The following is a 21,685-nucleotide window of genomic DNA, read 5'->3' as shown; positions in this document are numbered from 1 at the left end:
GGTGTCCCTCTCAAGAGCTACGTGGGACATTGGCTCCGCCGGGGGACGCGTGGGACGGCCCCCGGAAGGGACATTGGTGAGGCAGCAGAAGGGGCCCGTAATCGCCTCCCGACCCACACGCCTCGCACCTCGCAGGAGCACCGCCATGTCCCTACGCAGCATCCCGACACCGACCGCAGGGGCCGTCCCTTCCACCCCCGCGCCCGGCCCGCTCAAGCGGGTCGGACGTGTGATCGTCGCCCTGATCGGCTCGTTCCTGGCCTTCCTCGTTGCGGCGATCGTGCTCGGGGCGTACCTACCGGCGATCCCGAAGGCCGGTGTGATCGGCCCGGTGCTCGGCGGCCAATACCCCTTCCACATAGCGGTCATCGCCCTGCTCGGTGTCGGCCTCGGTGTGCTGGCCGGGCGCAGCGGTCTCGTGCGCTGGGGCCGCACGGTGACCGTGATCACCGCACTGTCGAGCGCCGGCGCGCTGACCATAGGCGGCATCCAGTTCGCCGCCGCCCGGCAGGCCGGCACGGAGGTGTCCTTCGGCCAGGTCTTCAGTGGGCTCGGCTACCCCGACAGCACACCGGATACGACGACCACGTATGCGGGCCCTGACGGCAAACCCCTGAACGCAGACCTCTACCTCCCGAGACAGACCTCCGGACGCCCGGCCGGGAAAGTACCGGCCATCGTGCTCGCGCACGCCGGCGGATTCCACACCTTCGACAAGAGCGACCTGCGGGGCACCGGCCGCTGGCTCGCCGACCACGGGGTCGCCGTCGTCGCCGTCGACTACCGCCTGGCGGCACCCGGCCACCCGACCTGGAACGAGGCCCCGCAGGACCTGGTCAGCGCGCTCGGCTGGGTCCAGCAGAACGCCGAGCACTACGGCATCGACGCCTCCCGGATCTCCCTCGGCGGCATGTCCGCCGGCGGCACCCTCGCGATGAACGCCGCGTACCGGCTCCAGGCAGGCACCATCACCCCCAGCGCCGGTGACATGCCCAGGCCCCCGGCCTCCGTCGTCGGCTTCTACCCCGGCACCGATGTCACCCAGATGTGGAAGGACGACATAGCCGGGACCCGCGAGGCAGCCGAACTCTTCACGGGCGGCACGCCGCAGCAATACCCCGAGCGCTACCGCGAGGTGTCCCCCACCACCGGCATGCCCTCCGACCTCCCCCGCACCCTGCTGGTGGTCGGCGACCGCGACCGCAGCGCCCGCCCGAAGACCGTCACCGACTTCGCCGACGCGCTGCGCGCCCAAGGCATGGACGCCCAGGTGAAGAAACTCCCCTTCGCCGAGCACGCCTTCGACGACGCCTACGGCAGCCTCACCTCGCAGACCAGCCGCCAGATCCTGCTCGACTTCCTCATATGATGCCGCCGGAATCACGGTTCACGGGCGTTCCGTGAGCAACTCCGCCAGGCGATCCGTCAATGCGGTGAGCCAGTCCAGTCGTGGTCCGCTGCGGGCGATCCGAAATCCGTGGCGGCGCCCACAGAACGCAGCCTGGACAGCATGGAACTGGGCCCGGCGCTCGCCGTGGATGAGGGTGTCCGGCTGGGCCGGGCCCAGCTCGCGAACGGTCGCCACAGCGGCGTCCACCACATGATGCGACAGGGCGTGCGCCGGCTCCACGGCGTCCTTGCGCGCAGCTGCCTCTCCCAGGCATCGGCCTGCTCCTGCAGCCGAGGCAGGCCAGCCGGTGCGGGAATGGCCAGGCGGCGATTGAGCCGCCCGTCGTCGCGCTCTTGCAGCACTACAGCCCCGCGCCCACCCCCCGCCGCGAACGCGTCCGGCTCATGGACGTTGCCGGGGTGTGGAGAGGACACCTTCAGCGGCGGGCGAGACATCGTCTGACGGCGGCCTTCACCGGTACCGGTGTGCCGCGAAGACGCAGGCGCCCCAGAAGGCGTTCACCGGATCCGTAGGCCGGACGACGCGATCCGTGGTGAAGCCGTGCTCGGCGAGGAGGCGCACCCAGCCGGACACGGAGTACATGTGCCGGACGGTCCACATGGACCGGGCGGGACCGGTGCGCACCAGCATCTGGCGGCGCCCCTCGGGCATCCCCGGCGACCGGGTGAGGCATGAGAAAACGAGGCGACCGCCGAGACGGATGCGGCGGGCGAGGACGGGCAGCAGGTCTTGCGGATCGGCGAACCACATTGCCCCGAAGACGGAGAACGCGACGTCGAGGTCGGGCAGGTGCGCGGCCGCGGTGACGGCGTCGCCGAGCCACCACTCGACCTGGTCCACGTCGACGAACGTGAACGCGGCGTCACCGAGGCGGACCGGCGACACGTCGATGCCAATGCCTCGGTCGATCCCGCACTCGGCCAGGCTTGCCAGGTGCCGGCCCTGCCCGCAGCCGAGTTCGGCGACCGTGGCGCCTCGTACGTCACCCAGGAGTTCGGGCCCAGGTCCCGGAGCCGGCCGGAACAACCAGTTCAAGGGCCGGGGCGTCGGATTGCGGCTGCTGACGATGACGTCCCATGTACGGGCGTTCAACGCTGCGTCGCGATGGCTGCGGGTGGTCCGTTCCACGGTTGGTACCTCCTCGGTGGGCGAACACATCGCACCCGGGCGCCTGCGTCCGGAGTCCGAGGTGTCGGCGGCCCTCGTTGCGTCGGTTGTCGACGAAGTCGGCTCGGTGGGGATGATGCCCAGGCTCAGCGTGATTGCGTGACCTTGGCGCGATCGGCGGTGCACCGCGTGATGTATGCCGCGGGCTGGGGTTGCCGGATCGTGATCCACGGGGTTTCGATCACGCATACGATATTTGGCATGATCATGCTGTCCGTCGACACCACCTCACAGAGTTATGCCGCCGGCCGGGTTGTCGGGGTGTCGCTGGCTGCAGCCGTTGCCATCGTGCTCGTCTGGCGCCTCACCACCGCCTGGCGCAACCCCAGCCCCTCCAGCGCCGCCGAGGCCGCGGCGCTGCGTGGGGTGCGGGCCAAACGCCGCGCCCTCATCGTCGCCGTCATGGTGCTGATCGCCGCCGCCGCGGCGGTGAAGGCCACGACCTCGTACCACCCGGAGCCTCCGGCCGCACAGACACAAGCCGGCAGCGACAGTATCGATGCAGGGGCCTCGCCCGGCTGACCCTCGTACGCCGCAGGTGACGGGCCGCGCGACGGCCCTCCCGTGGGGAGTGCGGGAGGGCCGTGTGCCCGGGATGGTCCGGAGCCACACCATATGCACTGGTACGCGCAACGCGACAGGCATATGACACGAGGAATTCCGGATGTACGGCACGCCATGCCGGCCGCGGCGGTGCTAGGGCTGCACTGGCAGATGGTTCCGGTGCCGGCCGGCGCGGCGGTCGCCCTCCTCTTCGCCGTGGCGCCGCTGCTGCGACGGCGTACCGGGCGGGTGGCGCGCATGGTCTCCGACGCCCTCGCGGACTACGCCGGTCTCGGCGGCGGGCGACGCCGGCGAGGACGAGAAGCGGGCGGCCCGCTGGACGGCGGTCCGCGCCGCGGATCTCAGCTGCGTACGCATCCAGCTGGGCCGCATCCACCGCGACGAGCTACCGCCTCACCGTCCCCGGAGCCGCACACCTCACCTTCACGGACACCCCCCTGTACCTGCCGCCCCTCCCCTCACTCGTCGGCTCCCTGGACCGCACAGAGGGCCCACGCATCACCGCCGCCGCCGGCCTCGCCTTCCTCGACAGCACCCTGCGTGACGACGCCCCTGGCGACCCGGCCACAGCCCTGTCGGGACCCCAAGTCCGCTGCGTGAACAGTCGGTTGATCTCCCGGTGGGCCGCCCCCGCGGCGCATATGCTCCCCCCTTACGTCAGTACCTCCAGCCGTAAGGGGACCGCCGCGTGAGTGTCCGCATTCAACCCTCCTCCCAGGTCGACGAAACGGCCGAACTCGGGGACGGGACCACGATCTGGGATCTCGCGCAGGTACGGGAGGACGCGCGGCTCGGGCGCGACTGCATCGTGGGGCGGGGGGCGTACGTCGGGCCCGGCGTACAAATCGGCGACAACGTGAAGCTGCAGAACTACGCACTCGTCTACGAGCCCGCCGAACTCGGCGACGGGGTTTTCATCGGCCCGGCAGCCGTGCTCACCAATGATTTCTATCCGCGGGCAGTCGACCCCGACGGCCGGCAGAAGCGCGGCGGCGACTGGGAGGCCGCCGGTGTCGTGGTCGCCGAGGGGGCCTCACTGGGCGCCCGTTCGGTGTGCGTGGCCGGGGTGCGCATCGGGCGGTGGGCACTGGTCGCGGCCGGCGCGGTCGTGTCCCGGGACGTACCGGACTTCGCACTGGTCGCAGGGGTACCGGCCCGCCGCATCGGCTGGGTGGGCCGGGCCGGGGTCCGCCTGGTGGAGCGCGAGGGCGAGCCGGGCGTGTGGGAGTGTCCGCGCACCGGTTCGCTGCACGAAGAGAAGGACGGAACCCTGCTCGAGCGGACCTGACGGTACGTCGGCAATTTAGGTCAGCGGCATTTCCTCAAAACCGCAATCAACGAACACCCTTGGGCATACCTTGTCCCTGTACACGGGATCTGAGCAGGCAACAGGCTTTGTTCAGTGGGGGGTTGTACACGACGAGGGCATCGCGGACCAAGTGACGACGGACGGCGCGCAACGCGCCCGCCCGACGCTGCCGTTCGCGCGTGCTCCGGTCCTGGGCATCGCTGGGGGGATCCAGTGGGCGGCCCCGGACGGTTCGTGCCATCGGGGGAATTCACACCGCCGGCACGTGCGCCGTCATGCGCATTCCCCTCCGCGGAACGACGACCGCCGGGTCTGTCCGAGGAGCGATCAGAGGGGGTAGGTGTGTTGGAGCCGTACAGCTCGGACATACGAGGTGCGCGCAGCACACAGGGAACCGGGGTGGGGACCCGGTGACCACAGCACGAGCAGCACGATTAGAAGCACTGGCCCACGAGGACCCGTCGCTGCACGCGCTCGCTGAGCGCCTGCTCGCGCTGGCCGAGGCGGGACTGCCCGAGATGTACCTGGCGGGCTCCGACACCTTCGTGTTCACCAGGGTGGGGACGGTCACCTCCGACGGCATCCGCCGGCTGGAGGGGCGCGGAACCAGCACCCGCTACTCGGCCATCACCGCGCTGGGGGCGCGGTTCCTGCCCGAGGAGCGGCAGCGCGCCCTGTTCGGCGGACACAGCGTCGAGGAGTACGCGGGGCTGCTGGTGGAGCGGTTGCCCGTGGTGACGAACCTCGGGGACGCGGCGCTCATCGCCTGGGCCGCCGCCGAGACCGGGCACCCGAAGCTGGCGGACGCCCTCGCGCGGGTGGCCGCGCTGGACGTCCCCGGACGGCCGCAGTACACCGTCGAGGCGGCCTGGGTGCTCTCCGCCCTCGCCGCGGCCCGTACCTCGGCGGACGTGGAGCACCGGCTGGCGGCCGCCCGCGACCGCCTGCTGGCGGCCAGGGCTGCGGGCAGTCCGCTGTTCCCGCACGCCACCGGGCCGGGGCTGGTCCCCGGGTACCGCTCCCACGTGGCCTGCTTCGCCGACCAGACCTATCCGCTCCAGGCGCTGGCCCGGCTGCACGCGAGCGGCCCGGACCCGGAGGCCCTCGCGGCCGCCGATGCCTGCGCCGCCCGGATCTGCGAACTCCAGGGGGACGGCGGACAGTGGTGGTGGCACTACGACGCCCGCACGGGCGGCGTGGTGGAGGGCTACCCCGTCTACAGCGTGCACCAGCACGCCATGGCCCCGACCGCCCTCTTCGACCTGGCCGAAGCGGGCGGCACCGACTTCGGCGCAGCCATCCGCCGGGGGCTGCGCTGGATGACGGACGTGCCCGAGATCAGAGGGCCCGGCGGCTCCCCGCGCGAGCCCATGATCCTCGAGAAGTACGGGGTCACCTGGCGCAAGGTCTACCGGGGCGACCCGGCCAAGGCCGTCCGCGCCGCCCGCGGAGTCACCACCAAGGTGGCCCCGCAGGCGCGGCTGGCTCCGCTCGACCGGATCTTCCGCCCCGTCGTGATCGACCGGGAGTGCAGGCCGTACGAGTTCGGCTGGCTGCTCCACGCCTGGCTCGGGGGTCCCGGGAGATGACCCACCGAAAGCCCCGGCCATCCCGCCAGACCCTCTTCGGGGTCACGCTCGACGCGCTGACCATGGACGAGACCGTGCAGCGCTGCCTCGAGGCGGTACGGCGCGGTGAACAGATCGAGATCGGCATGGTCAACGCCGCCAAGCTGGTCAACATGCGGCGCGACCCCCGTCTCGCGGCGGCGGTCTCCGGCTGCGACCTCGTCCTGGCCGACGGCCAGGCCGTGGTGTGGGCGGGCCGCGTCCTCGGCGTCCGGCTGCCCGAACGGGTCGCGGGAATCGACCTGTTCATGCGGCTGCTGGCCGCCGCCGAGACCGCGGACGTCCCCGTCTACCTGCTCGGCGCCCGGCCGGACGTACTGGACCTGATGCTCGGCCGGATCGCCGAGCGCTTCCCGGCGCTGCGCGTGGCCGGCAGCCGCAACGGCTACTTCGAGGACTCCGACCAGGCGGCGGTCGCCGACGCCGTCGCGGAGAGCGGCGCCCAGCTGCTGTTCCTCGGCATGACCTCGCCCAAGAAGGAGATCTTCACCGCCGGCTACGGCAAGCGCACCGGCGCCCACGTGGTGCACGGCGTCGGCGGCTCCTTCGACATCCTGGCCGGCATCACCAAGCGGGCCCCCGTGGTCTGGCAGCGCATGGGCCTCGAATGGTTCTACCGCGCCCTGCAGGAGCCGCGCCGCCTCGGCAAGCGCTACCTCACCACCAACACCGCCTTCCTCGTCATGACGGTCCGGGAACTCATCCGCCGCACACCGTCTGCCGTACCGTCTGCCGGTTCCGCGAACAGGAGTCACTGATGCGCGTCGTCGTCGTGGGACAGGGATACGTAGGCCTCCCGCTGGCCATCAGGGCCGCCGAGGTCGGACACCAAGTGGTCGGGTACGACGTGGACGCCCGGCGGGTCAAGAGCCTCGCCGCCGGCGAGTCGTACGTGGAGGACGTCTCCTCCGAACGCCTCACCCGGGCGCTGGAGCGCGGCTCCTACCAGCCCAGTGAACTCGCGCGCGACTGCGGCGGCTTCGACATCGCGGTCGTCACGGTCCCGACCCCGTTACAGGACGGTGCCCCCGACCTGCGCTACATCGAGGAGTCGGCACACACACTGGCCCGCTTCCTGCGGCCCGGCGCGACCGTCGTCCTGGAGTCCACCACCTACCCGGGCACCACCGAGGAGCTGTTCGGCCCGATCCTGGAGGACGGCTCCGGCCTCACCGCCGGAGCCGACTTCCACCTCGGCTACAGCCCGGAGCGGATCGACCCCGGCAACACCGTCTGGGGCTTCCAGCAGACGCCCAAGGTCGTCTCCGGCGTGGACGCCGCCTCGCTCAAGGCCGTGGAGACCTTCTACGGAGGCCTCGTCGACAAGACGGTGCCGGTGCGCTCGCCCAGGGAGGCCGAGCTGGCGAAGCTGCTGGAGAACACGTTCCGGCACGTGAACATCGCCCTGGTCAACGAGATAGCCATGTTCGCCCGCCACCTCGACATCGACGTGTGGCAGGCCATCGAAGCCGCGTCCAGCAAGCCGTTCGGCTTCATGAAGTTCACCCCGGGCCCCGGAGTCGGCGGACACTGCCTGCCGATCGACCCGTCGTACCTGTCCTGGCGGGTCCAGCGCGAACTCGGCCAGAACTTCCGCTTCGTCGAGCTGGCCAACGACATCAACAGCCACATGCCCGAGTACGTCGCGCGCCGCGTCATCGACGCGCTCAACGCGAAGCGCCGCTCGGTCAACGGCTCCCGGATCCTGCTGCTGGGGCTGGCGTACAAGAAGAACACCGGCGACGCCCGGGAGTCGCCGGCGGTACGCATCTCCCAGCTGCTGCTCGACATGGGCGCCAAGGTGCGCGCGGCCGACCCCCACGTGGTGGAGGGCCTCAAGGTCGACGCCCGCCTCGTGCGGGTCGAGCCGACCCGCAAGGAGCTGGCCGCCGCCGACGTGGTCGTCCTGCTCACCGACCACGACTCGTTCGACTACGCGATGATCACCGAGCACGCCTCCTTCGTACTCGACTGCCGCAACCGGGTCTCGGGTCCCGCCGTGGAGGTGCTCTGACACCATGCCCAGGATCATCTGCGTGGCCGGAGCACGGCCCAACTACATGAAGATCAAACCGGTGATGGACGCACTGGAGCGCCGCGGCGCCGAGGTGATCCTCGTCCACACCGGTCAGCACTACGACGAGTCCATGAACGACGTGTTCTTCCGCGACCTCGGCATCCGTCCCCCCGACCGGTACCTGGGCGCCGGGTCCGGTACCCACGCCCAGCAGACCGGCCGGGTGATGGCGGCCTTCGAGCCGCTGGTCGACGAACTGTCCCCGGACGTCGTGGTGGTGGTCGGCGACATCAACTCCACACTGGCCTGCGCCCTGGTCACCGCGAAGGCCGGCCCGCTGCTGGCCCACGTGGAGGCCGGACTGCGCAGCCGGGACTGGGGCATGCCGGAGGAGGTCAACCGGGTCGCCACCGACCGCGTCAGCGACTACCTGCTGGCTCCGTCTCCCGATGCGGCCGCGAACCTGCGGTCGGAGGGGTACCGGGAGGACCAGATCCACGTCGTCGGCAACGTCATGATCGACACCCTGTTCGCCAACCTGGACCGGGCCCGGGCCTCGGACGTCCTGGACCGGTACGGGCTCACCCGGGGCGGATACGGCCTGGTCACCCTGCACCGGCCGGCCAACGTGGACGACCCCGGGGCGCTGCGCGGCCTGCTGAAGGCATTGGGCGAGATCGCCGACCGCTGCCCGCTGCTGCTGCCCGTGCACCCGCGGGCGGCGCAGCGGCTGGCCGAGATCGGAGTCCCCGGCGGGATCCGGATGGTCCCGGCCGCCGGATACCTCGACTTCATCGCCCTGCAGGACGCCGCCCGGGTGGTGCTCACGGACTCCGGGGGCGTCCAGGAGGAGACGACCGCCCTCGGGGTGCCCTGCGTGACGCTGCGGGAGAACACCGAGCGGCCGATCACCGTCGAGGCGGGCACCAACGTACTGGCGGGCACCGACCCGGGGCGCATCACGGCCACGGTGCACCGGGTGCTCGACGATCCGCCCGCGCCGCGCTGCCCCGAGCTCTGGGACGGCCGCGCGAGCGAGCGCATCGCCGAAGTCCTGCTGGACGGCGGGACCGCGGTGACCCGGCTGCGGCCCACCGTCCTGGCCCCGTAGCGCGGGCGCCGGTCCGGACAAGAACCACCAAGCAACACCGTAAGAACGCAAGAACCGTAATCGCCGGAATGAAAGAGCGGCGGCGCGTGGAGGACACGACGCCGCCGCGAGGGAGAAGACCATGGATCTCGCGGAGATCTGGCGGGTCATGTGCAGGCGCTGGTACGTGCTGCTGCCCGGACTGCTGCTCACGGCCGCGCTCATCGCAGGCGTGTACGTGCTGGTCCCGGTGGAGTACCGGTCACAGAGCACGGTGACGCTCCTGAACTCGAAGAAGGCCACGGTGGCCTTCGACGGCAACCCCTTCCTGAGCACGCAGGCCTCGCTGACCGGCATGGCCGACGGCCTGGCCCGCAATCTCAACTCCGACGACTCCCGGGCCGACCTCAAGGCCCAGGGCGTCACCGGGGAGTACGAGGCGAAGATCGCCGACAACGCGCAGGGGCCCTTCATGTGGCTGAGCGTCACCGGAACCGAACCGGCCGCCGTCCTGAAGTCGGACCAGGTCTTCACCGCCTACGCCGAGAAGCGGCTGCAGGAGTTCCAGGCCCAGCAGTCGGTGACGCCGGAAGCCATGATCCGCATGGCGACGATCGTCCCGCCGCAGAAGCCGGAGGCGCAGACCAAGACCCGGCTCCAGTACCTGATCATGGCAGGGGCACTGGGCTTCGTACTCAGCCTGGTGGCCACCTTCTTCGTGGAGGCCCGCCGCCGCAGGTCGGGCAAGCCGGGCCGGCACCGGCCCGCGCCGGCCGAGACCACCGCACTCGGCGACACCGAGTCCGAGGCGGTACCCGACACAGCGGACACCGCGGGCTCCGGGACGAGTACCTCCCGTACCGGCCGGGCCTCCGCCGGATCGTCGCCGTGACGGGGATGACGGGGACCGACACCGGTACCCAGGCCCCGCCCGAGGCGCCGTCGCTGGGGCGCAAGGTCGGCTCCGCCGCCCGGTGGAGCCTGGTCAACACCGTGGTCATGCGCCTCGGCAACTTCGTCACCGGCATCATCCTCGCCCGCTTCTTCCTCGGTCCCGAGGCCTGGGGCGTCTACGGGATCGCCCAGACTGTACTGCTGGTCCTGCTCTCCGCGAACGAGCTCGGCGTCTCCCTCGCCATCGTGCGCTGGGAGGGCGACCCGCGCCGCTTCGCCCCGACCGTGCTCACCCTGAGCGCATCCTCCAGCTGCCTGCTCTACGCCGTGCTGTTCACGGCCGCCCCGGCGGTGGCCCGGGTGCTCGGCTCGCCCGAGGCGTCCGGGATCCTGCGGGTGATGTGCGTCTGCGTGGTCCTCGACGGGCTGTCGCAGGTGCCCGCCGGGTTCCTCACCCGGGAGTTCGCGCAGGGCAGGCGGATGGCCATCGACGCCGTCAACTTCGTCCTCAGCACCGGGGTGACCCTGCTGCTGGCCGTCGAGGGCTGGGGCGCGATGAGCTTCGCGTGGGGCTCCGTGGCCGGCAACGCAGCCGCCCTCGTCGGCTGCTGCCTCGCCGCGCCGGGCACCCTGAGGTTCGGCTGGGACCGCGAGCAGGCGCGGTCCCTGCTCCGCTTCGGGCTCCCGCTCGCCGGGGCCAGCATGCTCGCCCTCGGCGTCGTCAACGTGGACACCATGGTGGTGGGTTCCGCCCTGGACCAACTGGCCCTCGGCTTCTACGTGCTCGCGTTCAACATCTCCGGCTGGCCCGTGCGGATCATCTCCGAGGCGGCCCGCCGTGTCTCCTTCGCCGGGTTCTCCCGGCTGGCCGACTCGCCGGGGGCGCTGGCCGGCGGATTCGGCCGCGCCCTGGGGGTCGTGATGACCGGCACCGTCCCGCTCTGCGTCCTGCTGGCCGCCCTGGCCGCCCCGATCGTCGGGCTCGTGTACGGCGACCGATGGCTGCCCGCGGCCGCCGCGCTGCCCTGGCTGATGGCGCTCGGCCTGGTCCGGATCGGCTGCGAACTGGCCTACGACTGCCTGGTCGCCATCGGCCGCCGCCGCTCGCTCATCGGCGTCCAGGGACTCTGGCTCGTCATCCTGATCCCGGTCCTGGTGGTCGGCGCCGGCGCCGGCGGGATCGTGGGTGTGGCCCAGGGGCACGTCCTGGTCGCGGGCGCGGTCGTGGTGCCGGTGTTCCTCTACGCGCTGCACCGCGGCGGCGTGGCCTTGCGAACCGTGGCCCGGGCCTGCGCCTGGCCCTTCCTCGGCGGCGCAGCGATGGCCGCCGTGGTCCTCGGCATGGAGCGGCTCCTCGGCGACGGCGTCCTCGCGCTCCTCGCGACCGCGGCCGCAGGCTCTGTCTGCTACGCCCTGTGCATCCTGCCGAGCCTCGGCTTCCTGCGCGGCTCTCCGCCCGCCGGAGCGACCGCGGCGGCCGGGGGCTAGCCGCGATGGCACGCAACCGGAGGCGGCGCCTGGGGGCCTGGCTGCTGGCGTTGCTCGTACTGGCCGTCGTACTGGCCCTTTACGAGGCCGACCGGACCGGGGTGAGCGAGCCCTCGGCCGGGCCCTGCCCGGACAGCGCCCTCCAGTGCCCAGGCACCAGCCCCGCCCCTGGGCCCACGCCCACGCCCTCGCCCTCCGCGGACCCGTCCGCGACCGGCAGCCCGAGCCCGTCCGCCACCACGGCCCCGTCCGCCGCCACACCCTCACCGGGGAGCGGCGGAGCGCCCACCACGGGCCCCTGCTCCTCGCCCGGCGCCTGCGGATTCCCCGACGCCCGCACCACCGGCCCGCGGATCGCGCTGGAGCGGCACGACACGGGGAACACGTCCGTCAAGACCGACGGCACGGTCATCAAGGGCTGGGACATCCGCGGTGCGCTGGACGTCTACGCCAACGACGTCACGATCATCGACAGCCGGATCACCTCCACGAACTGGTGGGGGATCAACCTCCGCCCCGGCTACAGCGGCCTGCGGGTCCTGCACACCACCATCACCGCCGTACCCGGCAAGGGCCCCGACAACGGCGGCGTCGACTACGCGGTCTCCAACATGGGCGGCAGCTCGATCGAGGTCGGCTGGTGCGACATCTCCGTGTTCGGCAACGCCCTCTCGATGGGCCAGGGCGAGCTGCACGACAACTACGTGCACGACATCGTCGCCTTCCGCAACCAGGGCGGCGAGTGGCAGCACACCGACGCCGTCATCAGCGGCGGCGGCAACAAGGGCCGCCTCACCATCCGCCACAACACCCTGCTGAACCCCGTCCCCGTGGAGCAGGGCGCCAGCGCGGCCATCGGGCTCTTCGCGGACACGGGCAGCGTCTCCTCCGTGGTCGTGGACGGCAACTGGCTGGCCGGCGGGGCGTACGCCCTCTACGGCGGCGGGTCCGGCGCCACCGGCATCCAGGTCACGGACAACGTGTTCTCCGCCCAGTACCACCCCAACGGCGGTGCCTACGGGCTGGTCGCCGCCTGGAACGCGGGCGGCGCCGGGAACGTGTGGCACGGCAACCGCACGGCCGACGGCCGGCCCGTCGTCCCCGAACCCACCCCCTGAACACCGTGCCCCCTGACGATCGAGAGGACATCATGCACCGCATCGCCAGGGCCCCTTGGGAGCTGCTCAAGCGGGCCTTCGGCTGGCTGGTGCTCTTCGAGGCCAGGAACAAGGTCCTGCTCGCCCCGTCCGCCGTGCGGCTGCGCCGTTTCGAGGCCGCCGAGGCCACCCGGCTCGCCGCCGTCCTGGGCAGCCCGCCGGCCGCGCTCGTGGCCACCGTGATCGCCACCCACCGGCGCCCCGAGGCGCTGCGCGCGGCGGTCCGCTCGGCCCTGGACCAGACCGTCCACGACCAGGTGGTCATCGTCGTCGACGACGGCGCGGGGCTCCCCGAACTACCTTCGGACCCAAGACTGTTCGCCGTGTCACTGGCCCGCAACACGGCCACGGCCGGAGTCGTGCGCAACGTGGGCATACGGCTGACCCGCTCGCGGTACGTGGCCTTCCTGGACGACGACAACCTGTGGGAGCCCGACCACCTGGAGCAGGCCCTCGCGGTGCTGGAGCCGTCCGGCGGGCCCGACGCCGTCTACACCGCGCTGCGCCGGGTGCTGCCCGACGGCTCCGAACGGGACGTGCTGTCGGTGCCGTTCGACCGGCGCCGGGCCGCCCGCGAGGCCTTCCTCGACACCAACGCCTTCGTGGCGCGCCGCACCCGGTCCCTGTACTTCAGCCGGCTTCGGCGCACGCCCGAGGTACTGCCGCGCGAGGACTGGGAACTCGTACGCCGCTACGCGCGCCGCCACGAGGTCCGCCACGTGCCCCGGCCCACCGTCCGTTACCTGGTCAACCCGGCGAGCTTCTACACCGCCTGGGACGGGCAGACGCCCACCGGGTGATCCGGCGGCCGCCTCAGGGCCCGGGCGTGGCGCGCAGCGCGGACGGGCTGGCCAGGGCCCGGGCCGCCGCCCTGTTCGCCGGCCGGCCGAGCGCCGCCCGCGAGGTCTCGCGCAGCAGGACGGCCCCGCGGAAGGCGGCGGTGGCCGCCGCCCCGTGCCGACGGCTGTAGAGCCGTACGCGGTTGAGGGTCAGCAGCGTCCACAGGCGCGGCGACACCTGCGAGTCCCCGCCGAGGTGGACGGCCGAGGCGGCGGGCTCGAGCCGGGTGGCGAAGCCGCGGTCCCCGGCCCGCAGGCAGTACTCGGTCTCCTCCGAGTACAGGAAGAACGACTCGTCCCACGCCCCGCAGGCGTCCAGGCACGGGCGGGAGAGGGCCATCAGCGCACCGGTCGCCCAGTCGGCGACGGTCGCCCGCCCGTACGCGGAGGGATCGGTGACCAGCTCGCTCCACCGCGGGAAGCGCCCGGCCCGGCGGTTGCCGATCACCGCCTCGCCCAGGGCCCGCGTCACGCGCGATTCGCGGCGCAGGGAGTGCTGGAGCGTGCCGTCCTCCTCGTACAGCAGCGGGACGGTGATCCCGACCCGGCGTCCGCCGGACAGCGGGGCGTCGAGTGCGTCGACGAGGAGCCGGGCGCAGCCCTGCCGCATCCGGATGTCGGGATTGCACACGAGGGCGGCGCCGAAGCCGCCCTCCCACGCGGCGGCGGCCTCCAGGGCGGCGTTCACCCCGGCCGCGTACCCGGCGTTGCGGCCGGTCTGGACGACCGTCGCGTCCGGGGCCAGCGACCGGACCAGCTCGACGGTGCCGTCGGCCGAGTCGTTGTCGGCGACGACCAGGCGCCAGTCGAGCCCTGCCATGCCCTCCGGCAGGGAGTCCAGGAACTCGGGCAGCACCCGGGCGCTGTTCCAGGTGACGACGAGGACGGCTACGGGACCGGCTGCACGAGATCCGGCCGGGTGGCGGCGGGAGGGCATGGGGACTCCACGGTTGGGGGCTTCGGCGCGCTGCGCCGGATGAAGCCGAGGTAACTGCCTCCGGCGGCGATCGTCAGGAAGAACATCCCGGCGAACATCGGGAAGCTGAGGGCGTCGAAGGTGGCGCTGCTGACCAGGGCGACGAGGGCCGAGGCGAAGAACGCCTGGCCGAGCTCCCGGTCGGACTCGTCGGCGGCGATGCGGCGGATGGCTCCGCCCTGGTGGATGCCGGTGAAGAACAGCGCCAGGAGGGCGAGGAGGCCCAGCAGGCCCATCTCGGCCAGGGTCAGCATGTACTGGTTGTCCGTGAAGAAGTAGAGGTCCGGAGTGAAGGTCCCCAGGCCCCGCCCGAACAGCGGGCGTTCCTCCAAGTAGGGGACGATCGCGCTGTACTTGACGGTACGGGCCTGGGTGCTGCTGTCGGAGTTCGACAGGAAGGACCCGAAGAGCGTGGTGATCGTGCCGATCAGCCCGGGCACGAGGACCTTGAAGCAGGCCACCGAGCCCAGCAGGAGGCCGATCGCGGTCCAGCGCCGCTGCGGCTTCCAGCGCGGCACCATCACCAGCACGACGATGAGCGCGCCGATGATGGAGGTGCGCGACACGGTCAGCGGCAGGGCGCCGCCCATCAGGGCCACCGGACCCCAGCGCCGCCAGCGGCTGAGGTGGCTGCGGACCGGGTCGAAGGCCTGCTGTACGGCGAAGGGCAGCAGCAGGGCGAGCATGCCGCCGAACTCCAGCGGCTGCGCGGTGGTGGAGCGCGGCCTGGTGAACGCCCCGCGGTCCAGGGTGGTGATCTGGGCGACGCTCGAGTGGAGGCCTGGGATGCTGATGTGTTCGGCGATGTTCGTCGCGGTGAAGAAGTCGTAGTAGCCGATGGCGGCGACCACCGATCCCATCACCACGGCCCGCCGCAGCAGGACGTCGAGGCGGGCCCGGTCCTGGATGCCGGCGGAGACCAGCACGACGATCGACACCCAGACGAGCAGCCCGATCAGGCCGCGGTCCGCCCCCAGCACCTCCTTGTGCGAGCTGCCGCGGGCGGCGTTCGCGAGGTACGAGGCCAGCACCGAGACGGTCAGCAGCCACATCACGACCCGGGGCAGCCGGGTGCCCGCGGCCGGCCGGATCCGGCCGGTCAGCCAGGTCGCGAGGTACCAGAACAGGCCGAGGAGCGCGAACACGTTGGCCGGGGTGCCCACGCCGCCCATGCCCGGCAGGGTCAGGTTCGAGGGGATGAAGAAGGCCAGCCCCAGGTAGCCGCTGAGCAGGGCGGCGGCGTCCGGCTGCCGGCCCCGCAGCCTTCTGCGGACGCGCTTGCGGGGTGCGCCGGCCGCGGCGGCGGCCTCGCGCCTGCGGCGGCGGGCCACCAGCAGGGTCTCCGTCACGAAGGAAAGCGTGAAGCCGGCGGTGACGGACGCGATGACGACGCCCAGCACCTGCTGGTAGCGGCTCTTGAGCTGGGGTTTGGGGGTCTGCGGCAGCACCACCGGAGCCGTCTGCACGAAGTACGCGGGCTGCACCTTGGCCGCCGCCTGGAGCGCGTTGAGCTGCTCGCCGGCGAAGGTGGTGAGCGTACTGGTCTCCTTGAGCACCTTCGCCCGGTCGGTACCCGTGACGGTCAGGGTGAGCATCGGGCCCGAGGTGTTCGCGGCGAAGCCGACCGTGTACGGGTCGGTCACGCCGAGGCCGTGCAGATCGCGCGCGGCGTCCGCCCCGGACAGGGTCCTGATCAGCACGTCCGCGGTCACGACGAGGGAACCACCCGCGTTCGAGATGGGGTTGCCGAAGGCAGGGGCCAGTTCCGCCACCGCCGTGGAGTCGAGCAGCGCCACCGAGCTCTGCGACTGGTACGCCACGGGCACCGACCGGTACAGGTGCAGCCCCGCGAGGAGTCCGATCAGCGTGAGGGGCACCATCACGTACCAGCGGCGCCGCAGCACGGCGGCTATTTCACCGATGCTCACGAACACTCCCTTGCGCCTGCCGGAACCGATGGCGGGCCGACCCGCGTCCTGGGAAGATCGAACGCGACGGAAGGAATCCTGTGTCGCCTGGTGAGTTGTTCCGCACGCTTCGCCGCCGCTGGTACGTCCTGCTCTTGGTGGCGGTGCTCGCGGGCGCCGGGGCCCTGCAGGTGCTCCGCCCCACCGTGACCTATGTGAGCTCGGCGATCGTCGTGCTGAAGCCGCCGGTGACCGGCAGCCAGCCGAACCAGCTCGCCAATCTCCAGCCGCCGCTCGCCGCCGTGTCGTACGCGGCGGTCCAGCAGCTGGAATCCCCCGCCGGGGCGGCCGAGTTGCGTGCCGCGGGCGTGACGGGCACGTACCGGCTGATCCCGCGGAACAGCGGCACCAGCGTCACGCCCCGCTATCTGATCCCCTCGCTCCAGGTGCAGGCGGAGCACGCGGAACCCGCCGCGGCCAACCTGGCCGTGCTCAAGGTCGTCGAGGCCTATACGAAGCGCCTCGCGGACATGCAGGCCGAGCAGCGGATCCCGGAGCCAGCGCGGATGAGCGTGACGCTCCTCGTACCGCCGACGGCGGTGGCGCAGACCGGGACCAAGAGCCGCGGGCTGGCCGGGACGGTGCTGCTGGCCGGGGTCTGCGCGGTGGCCGCCGCCCTGTGGACCGATCAGGTCGTGACGCGCCGGAACCGGCGCCGGCGCGAACGCGCCGACACCGGTCCGGAGAACGAGGCCGAGCCCGAGGCCGGGAGCCGGATGCCCGCGGCCGCGGCGGCCCACTGAGGAAGCGGGCCGCCGGGCCGGTGGTGCCCCGAGCACGGGGCGGTGGTGCAGTTGGTGCTGTCGGTACTGCTGGTTCATCAAATCCCTCGGCGTTTCCAGGACTGCCACCAGAGCCACTCGCGCCCCCGGTCGGCGACGGCCGAGAGCACCAGAGGCTGGAGGTACGGCATCACACGGGCCCCGATCCGGCGGCGCCGGCGCAGCGCCCGGTACTCGGCGAGCGCGGTGTACTCCGGCAGGCACTCGGCGGCGAAGGCCTCCAGCTCCTCGACCGGAACCACACCGGTGCGTCCCCGGTCGTACGCGCGGTAGGCGCGCCGCAGCGCGTACCGGGCGAGCCGGGTCCGCGCCAGGGCCGCCAGCCGGCCGGACTCCGGGAGCAGCCCGGAGCACTTCTCCAGGACCGAGTCGAAGGCGACGAGGCGCTGGCGCAGGTCGTCGAGCTGCCCGCCGAAGTCCGTGGTGGACATGTTGTTGCCGTGGACGCGGTAGAAGGCCTGGTCGGCCCCGCGGACGTAGCCCACGTCGGCGTGCGCCGCGAGCCGCATCCACATCTCGATGTCGCCCGCGTGCGGGAGGTCCGGGTCGTAGCCCCCGACCTTGCGCTGGAGGCTGGTGCGGACGACCACCTCGGGCGAGGTGATGCACCCGGTGCCCTCCCGGAAGCGCCGCTCCAGCCACCACCGTCCGGGGTAGACAGCCGAACCGGTGCTCCGGGTGCGGGCCGCGGGCAGCGGTCCGCCGTGCTGGAACCTGAGCGGCCTGCCGTAGGCGAAGCCGGCTTCGGGGTGGGCGTCGAGCAGCGCCGCGGCGCGTACCAGGGCCCCGGGGACCAGCCGGTCGTCGGCGGAGAGCAGGGCGACGTAGTCCCCGTCGGCCCACTCCAGCAGGCCCTCGTTGTAGGTGGCGATGTGGCCCTGGTTGCGCTCGTGGACCCGGACCTCGATACGGGGGTCGGCGGCGGCCAGCGCCCGCGCGACCTCCGCGGAGTCGTCGGGCGAGGCGTCGTCGATGATCAGGACCCGTACGTCGACGCCCGGCTGCTCGTCCAGGACGCTCTTGACGCAGTCGGCCAGGAAGTGGCCGTACTTGTAGCAGGGGATCACCACGCTGACGGTGCTCACTGGCCGGACACCTCCGTGGAGCCGTCCGTCGCGAGGCCGGCCGGCGCCGTGGTGGTGAACACCGGGCCGACCCAGTAGTTCACCGAGCCGAAGGTGTTGGTCGGGAAGGCGGTGGAAGCACCGTACTTGTAGAGGCCGTTGGCGCCGCCGCTGCCGTCGGCCGGGGCGACCAGCGGGTAGGAGCGGTGCGCGGCCGTGAAGTAGCCGCCGTCCACGGAGTACTTGCCGTTCGGTGCGTGGTAGGAAGCCACGTAGCTGGTGCCCGCGGTGATGGGCACCGGGGTGGCGAAGTGGAGCTGCTGCCAGCCGGACAGCGTCTCGCTGCCGAAGGTGCCGGTCGCGAGGAGCGTCCCGTCGGCCGACCACAGGCTGCCGGTGTGCGTGCCGGTGTTCCCAGGGCCCTTGTAGAAGGTGATGCCGGTGACGTATCCGCTGACCGCGGACTGGAAGCGGGTGCCCAGTTCGACGGAGTTGGTGTCGTCGCCGACGTTGGCGGTGCTCGGCTCGGCGGTGGGACCCCACAGGGTGCAGGGGCAGTTCACGGTGGGCGGGCTCGCACTGGTGGTGAAGGTCCAGGTGACGGGCGCCGTCATGGTGTTGCCCCACAGGTCGGCGGCCTGCACCGACGCCGTGTACGTGGCGTTCAGCACCAGCTCCGTGGACGGGGTGAAGGTGGCGCTGTTGGAGGCGCTGAGTACCTTGCTGCCCGGGACGGCGGCGCCGCCCGGGTCCTTCAGGGTGAAGGCGAGGGTGTCGGCGTCGATGCCCTCGCTGAAGGTGGCCTTCACCGCTGCCGTGATCGCGGTGCCGGTCGCCGCGGACTGCGGCGTGATCGAGGTGACGGTGGGCGGTGTCGTGCTCGCGGTGGAGGTGTCCAGGACCGCGTCGACCCAGTAGTTGCTGCCGGACGAGGCCGTGGAGGGGAACCCGCCCGTGGCGCTGTAGCGGTACACGCCGTTGCCCCCGTCGGTACCGCTGCGCAGCGCGGTCAGCGGGGCCAGACCCGCGTCGGCGGAGGCGAAGGTGTTGTCGAAGGAGTATCCGCCGTTGGGGGCGAAGTAGGAGGCGATGTAGGTGGTGTTGGCCTTGACCGGGACCGGCGAGGAGAAGTTCAGCTGCTGCCAGCCGGACGCCGTCTCGTTGGTGAAGGTACCGGTGGCCAGGCGCTGGCCGGAGCTGCTCCACAGGCTGCCCGTGTGGGTGCCGGTGTTGGCCGGGGACTTGTAGAAGCGGACGCCGGTGATCGAGCCGGGCGCCGAGGAGCGGATCTTCACGCCGAGTTCGACGGCGCTGCCGTCGCCGGCGTTGACGGTGCCCGGTACGGCCGCGGCCGGCCAGACGGTGCAGGGGCACTGCTGGGGGCCCACGGTCAGCGGTACGGTGGTGGTGGCGCCGATGTTGACGCTGTCGTCCACCGCGCGGACCTTGATCTGCACGGGTCCGGGCGTGGTCGGGGTCCACTTGTAGCTCCAGGACCCGACGCCGGTGGCCGCCTTCCAGGTGGTCCCGCCGTCGGTGGAGACCTCCACTCTGGCCACGACGCCGCCGCCGCTGTCGGTCGCGGTGCCCGTGATGGTCACCGGCCGCAGCGCCGGCACCGTGGCGTTGGGCGCCGGGCTGGCCACCGTGATGGCCGGGCCCGTGGTGTCCGTGGAGGCGGTCGCCGCGACGAGGTTGCTCTGCAGGGACTTGGGCTGGACACCCATGTCGGCGAAGACGTTCACCGTCGCCTGCTGCATCCGCTTGTCCTCGGTGACCACCGCGTCGTCGGGGTTGCCCGTCGGCATGTTGGTCAGGCCCCAGGACCACTGCACGGTGCCCGCGCCGAAGACCAGGGCGTGCGAGGTCTGGTCGCGGAAGGCGACCAGGCTGTGCGTGGCGGTGCCGTTCCCGTACGTGTTGCCGTAGTCGAGGCGGAGCTTGCCGTCGTTGATGTCCACCGTGGTGGACGACAGCTGGATCTGGCCGGGCGGCCGCGCCGCGTCCTCCGCGTCGCTGTCCCACTCGTAGCCGAGCGTGCCGGCCGGGAACGTGGCGGTCTGGGAGGGGGTCAGGCTCGCGACGGTGGTGTTCCGCCACAGCCGCATCTTGGCGAACGCGCCGGGCACGGTGAGTGCGTCGCTGCGGTAGCCGTTCACGCTGAACAGCGAGCCGGTCAGCTGGTTCTGCGGCTGGTAGGGCCGTCCGTTCGTGGAGCTGGCCGGGTCCATGAAGGTGCCGGTCCAGATCCCGCTCGGGTCGGGGATGCCGTTGGGCTGGGGGAAGGAGAGCTTGGTCTCCTTGTAGCAGACCAGTGTCCGGTTGGCCGTGGCCGCGCCGTCGATGCTGGGCGCGAGCCGGGTCTTCCAGAAGACCTCGTTGCCGCTGAAGTACGTCTGGTGGAGCCCGGCGCGGCGGGCGTTCAGCGCGTTGGTGAACTGGTCCTGGGTCCAGTACTCGTCGTGGCCCGAGGACATGAAGACCTTGTGGTTGCCGAGCTGCGTCGCACCGCGGGTCGACATGTCGATTCCGGACATGTAGCTCACGTCGTACCCGTTGCGCTCCAGCCAGGAGATCATCTGGTACTCGGACCCGTAGATCCCGTTCTCCCCGCCGATGTCCATCGGCCGGTTGTAGCTGACCTCGTACGCCCGGCCGTCCGGCGCGGGTCCCCCGCCGTCGTACAGGTCCTGGCCACCGTAGTTGTTGTACGCCTGCCAGGTCTGGTCGCTGGTCTGCACGACGATGTCGGAGTGGCTGGAGTCGTTGCGGACGACGAACGGATAGGGCATCACCCCGTTGCCGTCCGCCTGGTCGAGGTTGGCGATGTACAGGCCGGAAACGGCGTCGGCCGGGACGGTCCACGTCGCGGTGACGGGCCAGTTGCCGCAGTCGACCAGGCCGGTTGCGGCCTTGGTGGTGCAGCTGTGCGGGTTGCCGCCCGGCAGGAAGTTCGCCGGGTAGGTCTGGGCCGCCTGCGCCGCGGTCGACATCAGGCGGGCCCCGTCACCCCCGTAGTGGCCCAGCCGGTAGACCGACACCCGGTACGGGGTCGGCGACTGGACCTTGAACTGCACCGTTTCGCCCGCCTGGACGCTCATCTGGGCGCTGAAGCCCTTGATGTCGCCGTAGGCGCTGGGCGCGAACCAGTCGGACATCGGCGTGCCCGGCTTGGAGTTCTCGCACACGACGGCGTTCGTGCCGGGACCGCAGGGGTCCGCCGCACCCGCCACCGAGGACGGAGGTAAGACCGTGGCCATCAGGGCCGCGACCACGGTGAAGAGGCCGTACCGGAGCAACCTTGTCCGTCTGTTCATCTGTACCTCATTTTT

At 71.8% G+C, this 21,685-nt stretch carries 18 protein-coding genes and 1 pseudogene; 12 read left to right on the top strand and 7 right to left on the bottom strand.

The features are described 5' to 3' along the window. Positions 1 to 145 precede the first annotated feature (145 nt). Positions 146 to 1,369: an alpha/beta hydrolase gene (locus tag OHT74_RS35610; protein ID WP_328622505.1), complete on the top strand. Its 1,224-nt coding sequence runs from the start codon at positions 146 to 148 to the stop codon at positions 1,367 to 1,369. 18 nt (positions 1,370 to 1,387) lie between these two features. Here OHT74_RS35610 and OHT74_RS35605 read toward each other — a convergent pair. Both OHT74_RS35605 and OHT74_RS35600 read right to left on the bottom strand, forming a co-directional pair. Next, positions 1,388 to 1,836: pseudogene (locus tag OHT74_RS35605) on the bottom strand (aminoglycoside phosphotransferase family protein); the annotation flags it as partial. 25 nt (positions 1,837 to 1,861) lie between these two features. Then, on the bottom strand, positions 1,862 to 2,539 hold the full coding sequence (locus OHT74_RS35600) for a class I SAM-dependent methyltransferase (RefSeq protein WP_328622504.1): 678 nt from the start codon (positions 2,537 to 2,539) through the stop codon (positions 1,862 to 1,864). 138 nt (positions 2,540 to 2,677) lie between these two features. Here OHT74_RS35600 and OHT74_RS35595 point away from each other — a divergent pair, with 138 nt between their 5' ends. After that, on the top strand, positions 2,678 to 3,100 hold the full coding sequence (locus OHT74_RS35595) for a hypothetical protein (protein ID WP_328622503.1): 423 nt from the start codon (positions 2,678 to 2,680) through the stop codon (positions 3,098 to 3,100). A gap of 174 nt (positions 3,101 to 3,274) precedes the next feature. Here OHT74_RS35595 and OHT74_RS35590 read toward each other — a convergent pair whose 3' ends face one another. Then, on the bottom strand, positions 3,275 to 3,499 hold the full coding sequence (locus OHT74_RS35590; RefSeq protein ID WP_328623503.1) for a hypothetical protein: 225 nt from the start codon (positions 3,497 to 3,499) through the stop codon (positions 3,275 to 3,277). A 331-nt stretch (positions 3,500 to 3,830) separates the two neighbouring features. On the opposite strand from OHT74_RS35590, the gene OHT74_RS35580 reads away from it, so the two are divergent. The 9 genes from OHT74_RS35580 (at position 3,831) to OHT74_RS35540 (ending at position 13,525) form a co-directional block, all read left to right on the top strand. Then, entirely contained in the window at positions 3,831 to 4,430 is a 600-nt protein-coding gene (locus OHT74_RS35580) for an acyltransferase (RefSeq protein WP_266670497.1), read from the top strand. 431 nt (positions 4,431 to 4,861) lie between these two features. Further along, positions 4,862 to 6,040, top strand: coding sequence for a hypothetical protein (locus tag OHT74_RS35575; protein ID WP_328622502.1), 1,179 nt, complete (start codon positions 4,862 to 4,864; stop codon positions 6,038 to 6,040). After that, positions 6,037 to 6,837 carry a WecB/TagA/CpsF family glycosyltransferase gene (locus OHT74_RS35570; protein WP_266670493.1) on the top strand — a complete coding sequence of 267 codons (801 nt, stop codon included), beginning with the start codon at positions 6,037 to 6,039 and terminating at the stop codon, positions 6,835 to 6,837. The genes OHT74_RS35575 and OHT74_RS35570 overlap by 4 nt, the downstream gene beginning before the upstream one ends. Continuing rightward, complete coding sequence (locus OHT74_RS35565) at positions 6,837 to 8,093, top strand: nucleotide sugar dehydrogenase (RefSeq protein WP_328622501.1); 1,257 nt, start codon at positions 6,837 to 6,839, stop codon at positions 8,091 to 8,093. The genes OHT74_RS35570 and OHT74_RS35565 overlap by 1 nt, the downstream gene beginning before the upstream one ends. A gap of 4 nt (positions 8,094 to 8,097) precedes the next feature. Next, positions 8,098 to 9,207, top strand: a complete 1,110-nt coding sequence (gene wecB / locus OHT74_RS35560) for a non-hydrolyzing UDP-N-acetylglucosamine 2-epimerase (RefSeq protein ID WP_328622500.1) — start codon at positions 8,098 to 8,100, stop codon at positions 9,205 to 9,207. A 121-nt stretch (positions 9,208 to 9,328) separates the two neighbouring features. Beyond that, on the top strand, positions 9,329 to 10,078 hold the full coding sequence (locus tag OHT74_RS35555) for a chain length determinant protein (RefSeq protein WP_328622499.1): 750 nt from the start codon (positions 9,329 to 9,331) through the stop codon (positions 10,076 to 10,078). A 5-nt stretch (positions 10,079 to 10,083) separates the two neighbouring features. Next, positions 10,084 to 11,568 (top strand): oligosaccharide flippase family protein, encoded by a 1,485-nt coding sequence (locus tag OHT74_RS35550; RefSeq protein WP_328622498.1) that lies wholly within the window; start codon positions 10,084 to 10,086, stop codon positions 11,566 to 11,568. Positions 11,569 to 11,573: 5 nt separating this feature from the next. Next, the gene (locus OHT74_RS35545) at positions 11,574 to 12,686 is read left to right on the top strand and encodes a hypothetical protein (protein ID WP_328622497.1); all 1,113 of its coding nucleotides are present in this window, start codon (positions 11,574 to 11,576) and stop codon (positions 12,684 to 12,686) included. A gap of 32 nt (positions 12,687 to 12,718) precedes the next feature. Continuing rightward, a complete protein-coding gene (locus OHT74_RS35540) occupies positions 12,719 to 13,525 on the top strand; it encodes a glycosyltransferase family 2 protein (protein ID WP_328622496.1) in 807 nt (268 codons plus the stop codon). A gap of 13 nt (positions 13,526 to 13,538) precedes the next feature. Here the strand turns inward: OHT74_RS35540 and OHT74_RS35535 are convergent, their stop codons facing one another. Beyond that, positions 13,539 to 14,501 (bottom strand): glycosyltransferase, encoded by a 963-nt coding sequence (locus OHT74_RS35535; protein WP_266670480.1) that lies wholly within the window; start codon positions 14,499 to 14,501, stop codon positions 13,539 to 13,541. Then, positions 14,453 to 16,468 (bottom strand): O-antigen ligase family protein, encoded by a 2,016-nt coding sequence (locus tag OHT74_RS35530; protein WP_328622495.1) that lies wholly within the window; start codon positions 16,466 to 16,468, stop codon positions 14,453 to 14,455. The genes OHT74_RS35535 and OHT74_RS35530 overlap by 49 nt, the downstream gene beginning before the upstream one ends. Before the next feature lie 95 nt (positions 16,469 to 16,563). Here OHT74_RS35530 and OHT74_RS35525 point away from each other — a divergent pair, with 95 nt between their 5' ends. Beyond that, on the top strand, positions 16,564 to 17,250 hold the full coding sequence (locus OHT74_RS35525) for a hypothetical protein (RefSeq protein WP_328622494.1): 687 nt from the start codon (positions 16,564 to 16,566) through the stop codon (positions 17,248 to 17,250). 77 nt (positions 17,251 to 17,327) lie between these two features. Here the strand turns inward: OHT74_RS35525 and OHT74_RS35520 are convergent, their stop codons facing one another. Then, positions 17,328 to 18,374, bottom strand: coding sequence for a glycosyltransferase family 2 protein (locus OHT74_RS35520; protein ID WP_267001826.1), 1,047 nt, complete (start codon positions 18,372 to 18,374; stop codon positions 17,328 to 17,330). After that, positions 18,371 to 21,670 (bottom strand): DUF4082 domain-containing protein, encoded by a 3,300-nt coding sequence (locus tag OHT74_RS35515; protein WP_328622493.1) that lies wholly within the window; start codon positions 21,668 to 21,670, stop codon positions 18,371 to 18,373. Before OHT74_RS35515 ends, OHT74_RS35520 begins: the two co-directional genes overlap by 4 nt. Positions 21,671 to 21,685 lie beyond the last annotated feature (15 nt).

The organism is Streptomyces sp. NBC_00354 (genome assembly GCF_036106915.1).
In the GTDB taxonomy this organism is placed as follows: domain Bacteria; phylum Actinomycetota; class Actinomycetes; order Streptomycetales; family Streptomycetaceae; genus Streptomyces.
Note: the sequence above shows the minus strand (reverse complement) of the source record. Positions and strands in the feature narration are given on the sequence as shown.